The sequence below is a fragment of the Micrococcus sp. HSID17227 genome (assembly GCF_003989405.1).
GTDB lineage: Bacteria > Actinomycetota > Actinomycetes > Actinomycetales > Micrococcaceae > Micrococcus > Micrococcus luteus.
Map to the genome: position 1 here is coordinate 1 of NZ_RBLN01000134.1, position 5662 is coordinate 5662.

The following is a 5662-nucleotide window of genomic DNA, read 5'->3' on the forward strand; positions in this document are numbered from 1 at the left end:
TCGGGCCGGCGCCGTGACGAGGTTCTCCGAGTAGGAGTCCAGGCCGAACTCGGGCACGGTCGTCTTGCCGAGGGTGACGGTGCCGGCCCCGCGCAGGCGGAGCGCGAGCGGGTCGTCCTGCGCGGCCGGCGGCGCGTCGGCCAGCAGGGCGGAGCCGAACCGCGTGGGCATCCCGCGCACGTCGATCAGGTCCTTGTACGCCAGCGGAAGGCCGTGCAGGGAGGCGGGGGCGCCGTCGTCGTCCGGGGCGGGGGAGGTGTGCGGACCGGGCACGGCCCGGGGCGCGACGCGCGGGTGGGCCGCGTCCAGCTCGGCCGCACGGGTCCGGGCCCCCTCGGCGTCGAGGAGGGCGAACGCGCCGAGGTCCGCGTGGGCCTGGGCCGCGGCGAGGGCGGCCTCCGTGACCTCCCGGGCGCTCAGCTCCCCGGCGGCGAGGTCCTCCCGCAGGCGCACGGCCGAGCGGTCCAGGAGCCGGGCTGGGCCGGGGGCAGAGGGGGTGCGGTCGTCGTCGTCGGCGGCGGGTGCGGCGTCGGAGGTCTGCATGCGGCCGAGCCTAACGGGCGTGGCCCGGGTCATGGACGGCGGGGCCTTCCTGGGACGTCCGGGCGGGTGGCTACGCTGAAGCCATGAGCGCCTTCGAGACCGTCGATGTGAACGAGATCCCCGCCGATGCAACCATCCTGGACGTCCGCGAGGACGACGAGTGGGCCCTGGGCCGCGCCGCCGGCGCCCAGCACATCCCGCTGGGCCAGCTGCCGGACCGGCTCGAGGAGCTGGACCCGGACACGGACTACTACCTGATCTGCCGCACCGGCGGCCGCTCCGCCCGCGCCGCCGAGTTCATGACCGGCCGCGGCTACTCGGCCATCAACGTGGCCGGCGGCTCCGGCGCGTGGCTCGAGGCCGGCAAGCCGATGGAGGCCGACGGCGACGCCGAGCCCACCGTCAAGTGACGGGGACGGGCTCCGCTGACGCGACGCCGTCGCGCCTGCGCTACGCCTTCCTCGGCCCGGCCGGCACCTTCACCGAGGCCGCCCTGCGCAAGGTGGCGGACCCGGCCGAGGCCGAGTTCGTGTCTGCGGGCTCCGTGCTGAGCGCCGTGGCGGCGCTGCGCAGGGGGGAGGTGGACCGCGCCGTCGTCCCCATCGAGAACTCGGTGGAGGGCGGCGTCTCCGCCACCGTGGACGAGATCGCCCTCGGGGAGACGCTGCAGATCCTCGCGGAGGTGCACGTGCCCATCAGCTTCGTGCTCGTGGGCCGGCCCGGCGTCGCGATGGAGGACGTGCGGCGCGTGACCACGCACCCCCACGCCTGGGCGCAGGTGCGCGGCTGGGCCGAGACGGCGCTGCCGGGTGTGGATTTCACGCCCGCCCCGTCGACGGCGGCCGGGGCCGGCCTCGTGGCCCAGGGCGACTTCGACGCCGCCGTGTGCGCCCCGCTCGTGGCCGAGCAGACCGGGTTGCCGGTGCTCGCCGAGCGGATCGAGGACGTGCCGGGCGCCGTGACGCGCTTCGTGCTGCTCTCCCGGCCGACGGCCCTGCCCGCGCCCACGGGAGCGGACAAGACCACGCTGGTGGTGCCGCTGCCGGAGGACCGGCCCGGCGCCCTCGGGCAGATCCTGGCCGAGTTCACCACGCGCGGGGTGAACCTCTCCCGCATCGAGTCCCGGCCGACCGGCGAGGGCATCGGGCGGTACTTCTTCTCCCTCGACCTCGAGGGGCACCTGGCGGAGGCCCGCGTGGGTGATGCGCTCGCGGCCCTGTACCGGGAGTACCCCGACCTGCGGTTCCTGGGCTCGTACGCGCAGGCCGAGCCCGTGCCCACGAGGGTGCCGGCCGAGTTCACCGACGCCGCGTATCGCTCCGGCCGCGCCTGGGTGGAGTCCCTCCGCTCCCGCTGAGGCGGTGCCGCACTTTCGTTCGGGAAACGGCGGCCCCAGGGTCACTTTCGTTCGGGAAACGGCGGCCTCGAGAGACTTTCGTCGCCGAAACGGGACGATCACCACGACGACGGGCCGTCGTCGCGCTTCCCGTCCGCGCGTCGCCCCGGCGCCCGTTTCCCGAACGAAAGTGGTGGTGAGGCGCCCGTTTCCCGAACGAAAGCGCTGGGGAAGCCGCCGTTTCCCGAACGAAAGCGGGGACGGGGGGTCAGATGTGCGGGGCCGGTTCCGGGACGGGGGCGGCGGCGGAGACGCCGTCGTCGCGGACGGAGGCGTCGTCCTCGGCCACGAGCATCACGACGAGCGAGTCCGGCCGCACCCGGGCGTCGAGGGCGGTGATGACCCCCGTGGCGTCGCCGTCGAGCTGGGAGGGCATCGGCTCGGCGAACTCGACCTTCACGCGCTGGGCCTGCTCCGTGTGCATCGCGGGGACGGAGCTGCGGTGCCGGGTCACGGTCTTCACGGCGATCCGCGCCCAGTCGAGCGCGTGCCGGGGCGAGAGGACCATGACGTCGAGGAGGCCGTCGTCGAGCTTGGCCTGGGGCAGCAGCTCGACGCCGCCCGTGAGCATCCCGCAGTTGGCCACCATCACGGTGCGCACCTTGAACCGGCGGGGCTGACCGCCGTCGAGGGCCACGGTCACCTCGTGCCGCTTGCCGCGCAGGTGCCGTATGCCGGCCTCGCTGTAGGCCAGCCAGCCGGCCAGATCCTTCAGCTCATCCTTGGTGTCGCCCATGATGTCCGCGTCGTAGCCGGCGCCACCGATCACGGTGAAGGTCTGCCGGGTGACGCGCCCGTCCTCGTGCGTGAAGCGGACGTCCACGGTGTCGATGCGTCGCTGCCGGCCCCCCACGGCGATCCGCAGGCATTGCTCGACGTCGTTGATCGGCAGGTCCAGGTTCCGGGCCAGCAGGTTCCCGGTGCCCAGCGGCACCACGCCGAGGGCGACGTCGGTGCCGGCCAGCTGCTCGGCCACGGTGCGGACCGTGCCGTCGCCGCCCGCGGCGATCACGAGCCGGGCGCCGGCGCCGAGGGCCTGCCGCGCCATCGCGGTGCCGGGATCGTCCTCCTGGGTCTCGAGCACGAGCACCTCGCCGAGGCCCTCCGCCTCCGCGAGCCGCTCGAGCTCGCGCCGCACCTGGCCCGCGTTCGTCTTGATGGGGTTCAGCACCAGCGCGACCTCGTGGCGGCCCGTGCCGATCCCGGGCACCTTCTCCAGCCGGCGCTGCACGCCGCCCACCCGCGCGTCGAGGGCGTCCACCCGGAGACGCATCCGCTTGTGCTGCACGCCGAGGCGGACCTGGCGCGCCGCCAGCACCACCACGACGACGACCAGCAGGGCCAGGAGCACCAGGGCGGCCAGCGCCATCCACCACTCGGGAGTCATGCCCCGAGTCTAGGCGTCGGCCCCGCCCGCTAGGCTGGCGCACGTGATCGACGTCAAGGACCTCATCGAGCAGCCCGAGAAGTACCGCGCCTCCCAGGAGGCCCGCGGGGAGGACGCGTCCCTCGTGGACCGCGTGGTCGAGGCGGACGCGTCCCGCCGCTCGTCCATCGCGGGCTTCGAGCAGCTGCGCGCGGAGCAGAAGGCCTTCGGCAAGCGCGTCGCCCAGGCGAAGGGCGAGGAGAAGCAGGCCCTGCTGGCCGAGGTGAAGGACCTGGCCGCGCGCGTGAAGGAGGCCGAGTCGGCCGCCGGCGCGGCCGAGGCCCGCCTCGCGGAGCTGCAGCGTGCCTTCCCGAACCTGATCGTCGACGGCGTCCCGGCTGGCGGCGAGGACGACTTCGTGGTCCTCAAGGAGGTCGGCACCCCGCGCGACTTCGCCGCCGAGGGCTTCGAGCCGCGCGACCACCTCGAGCTCGGCGAGCTGCTCGGGGCGATCGACATGGAGCGCGGCGCGAAGGTGTCCGGCGCCCGGTTCAGCTTCCTCACGGGCGTGGGCGCGCGTCTCGAGCTCGCCCTGATGCAGCTGGGCCTGGACCTGGCCCTGGAGAACGGCTTCGTGCCGGTCATCCCGCCCACCCTGGTGCGTCCGGAGACCATGCAGGGCACCGGCTTCGACGTCGAGCACGACGACGAGATCTACCGCCTCGAGCGCGACGACCTGTATCTGGTGGGCACCTCCGAGGTGGCCCTGGCCGGCTTCCACGCGGGCGAGATCATGGACGTGTCCGCCCCCGTCCGGTACGCGGGCTGGTCCACGTGCTACCGCCGCGAGGCGGGCTCGGCGGGCAAGGACACCCGCGGCATCATCCGCGTGCACCAGTTCAACAAGCTGGAGATGTTCATCTACGCCGCACAGGAGGACGCGGAGGCGGAGCACGCGCGCCTGCTGGCGTGGGAGGAACGGATGCTGGGCGCCATCGAGGTGCCGTACCGCGTGATCGACATCGCCGCCGGCGACCTCGGCCTCTCCGCCGCCCGCAAGTTCGACTGCGAGGCCTGGGTCCCCACGCAGGGCACCTATCGCGAGCTGACGTCCACCTCGAACTGCACCACGTTCCAGGCCCGCCGTCTCAACATCCGCGAGCGGGTCCGCACGGAGGACGGTTCCAAGGGCGGCACCCGCATGGTGGCCACGCTCAACGGCACCCTGGCCACCACCCGCTGGATCGTGGCGATCCTGGAGAACCACCAGAACGCGGACGGCTCGGTCACCGTGCCCGCCGCGCTGCGTCCCTACCTCGGCGGGATGGAGCGCTTCGAGCTGGTCTGAACGGACGACGTCGTCCCCCGCGGCGCCGGTCGCCTCGCCCGCCCGCCCCGCGGCGCCCCTGCGGCGCCCCTGCGGTTCACCCGCGCGTCGCCGTCGTGTCCGGGCCGTGTGGTTGGGTGGAGGTCATGACGAAGAAGCTCGTGTGCCTGGACGTGGACGGAACGATCGTGGACCATGACGGCCATCTGCATGAGCCCGTGCGCGCGGCCGTGCGGGCCGTGCTGGACGCCGGGCACCACGTGGTCATCGCGACGGGCCGCTCCCGCGCGGCCACCCTGCCCGTGGCCCGCTCCCTGGGGATCGGCGCCGGCTTCATGGTGTGCTCCAACGGCGGCGTCACGCTGCGCCTGGACCCCGAGCTGGAGGAGGGCTACGAGGTCACGGACCTGCGCACCTTCGACCCGCGCTCGGTCCTGACCCAGCTGCGCCACCGCCTGCCCAGCGCCAAGTACGCGCTCGAGCTGCCGGACGGCACCTTCCGCTCCACCGAGCGGTTCCAGGACATGTCCTTCGGCGTGGCCGCGGAGGGCGTCACGTTCGAGGAGCTCATGGACACCACGGCCGTGCGCCTCGTGGTGTTCTCCACGGACTCCTCCGCCGAGGAGTTCGGTCGCGCGGTGGAGGGCATCGGCCTGTCCGGCGTGACCTACTCCGTGGGCTGGACGGCGTGGCTCGACGTCGCCGCGGCGGGCGTGACCAAGGCCTCCGGGCTCGAGGCGCTGCGCACCGTGCTGAAGGTGGCCCCCGAGGACACCGTGGCCGTGGGCGACGGCCGCAACGACATCGAGATGCTGCGCTGGGCCGGCCGCGGCGTGGCCATGGGCCAGGCCGTGGAGGAGGTCGTGGCCGCCGCGGACGAGGTCACCGGGCACGTGGACGAGCACGGGCTCGCCACGGTGCTGCGCTCGCTCCTCGAGGAGCCGGCCGCGGCCTGAGCGGCGCGACCGGCCCGGGCCGCCGGGTCAGCCCCCCGCCAGAGGGAGCAGCCGCGCGGCGGGGGGGCGGCAGG

Annotated in this window: 6 protein-coding genes; 4 read left to right on the plus strand and 2 right to left on the minus strand. The window is 74.2% G+C overall.

Annotated features, from left to right (window positions below):
- A partial coding sequence (locus tag D8M29_RS07710) for an amidase family protein (RefSeq protein ID WP_255420498.1) occupies positions 1-543 on the minus strand: 543 nt, incomplete at its 3' end.
- An 83-nt stretch (positions 544-626) separates the two neighbouring features.
- Here D8M29_RS07710 and D8M29_RS07715 point away from each other — a divergent pair.
- Together D8M29_RS07715 and pheA are read left to right on the plus strand one after the other, a co-directional pair.
- Positions 627-953, plus strand: coding sequence for a rhodanese-like domain-containing protein (locus D8M29_RS07715; RefSeq protein ID WP_002858251.1), 327 nt, complete (start codon positions 627-629; stop codon positions 951-953).
- Positions 950-1900, plus strand: coding sequence for a prephenate dehydratase (gene pheA, locus D8M29_RS07720; RefSeq protein WP_036316234.1), 951 nt, complete (start codon positions 950-952; stop codon positions 1898-1900). The genes D8M29_RS07715 and pheA overlap by 4 nt, the downstream gene beginning before the upstream one ends.
- Before the next feature lie 247 nt (positions 1901-2147).
- Here the strand turns inward: pheA and D8M29_RS07725 are convergent, their stop codons facing one another.
- Positions 2148-3326: a diacylglycerol kinase family protein gene (locus D8M29_RS07725; RefSeq protein WP_122054846.1), complete on the minus strand. Its 1179-nt coding sequence runs from the start codon at positions 3324-3326 to the stop codon at positions 2148-2150.
- Positions 3327-3369: 43 nt separating this feature from the next.
- Between D8M29_RS07725 and serS the strand changes: the two genes are divergently transcribed.
- Positions 3370-4653, plus strand: coding sequence for a serine--tRNA ligase (gene serS, locus D8M29_RS07730; RefSeq protein WP_036337171.1), 1284 nt, complete (start codon positions 3370-3372; stop codon positions 4651-4653).
- Positions 4654-4778: 125 nt separating this feature from the next.
- Positions 4779-5588: an HAD family hydrolase gene (locus tag D8M29_RS07735; RefSeq protein WP_044659867.1), complete on the plus strand. Its 810-nt coding sequence runs from the start codon at positions 4779-4781 to the stop codon at positions 5586-5588.
- Positions 5589-5662 lie beyond the last annotated feature (74 nt).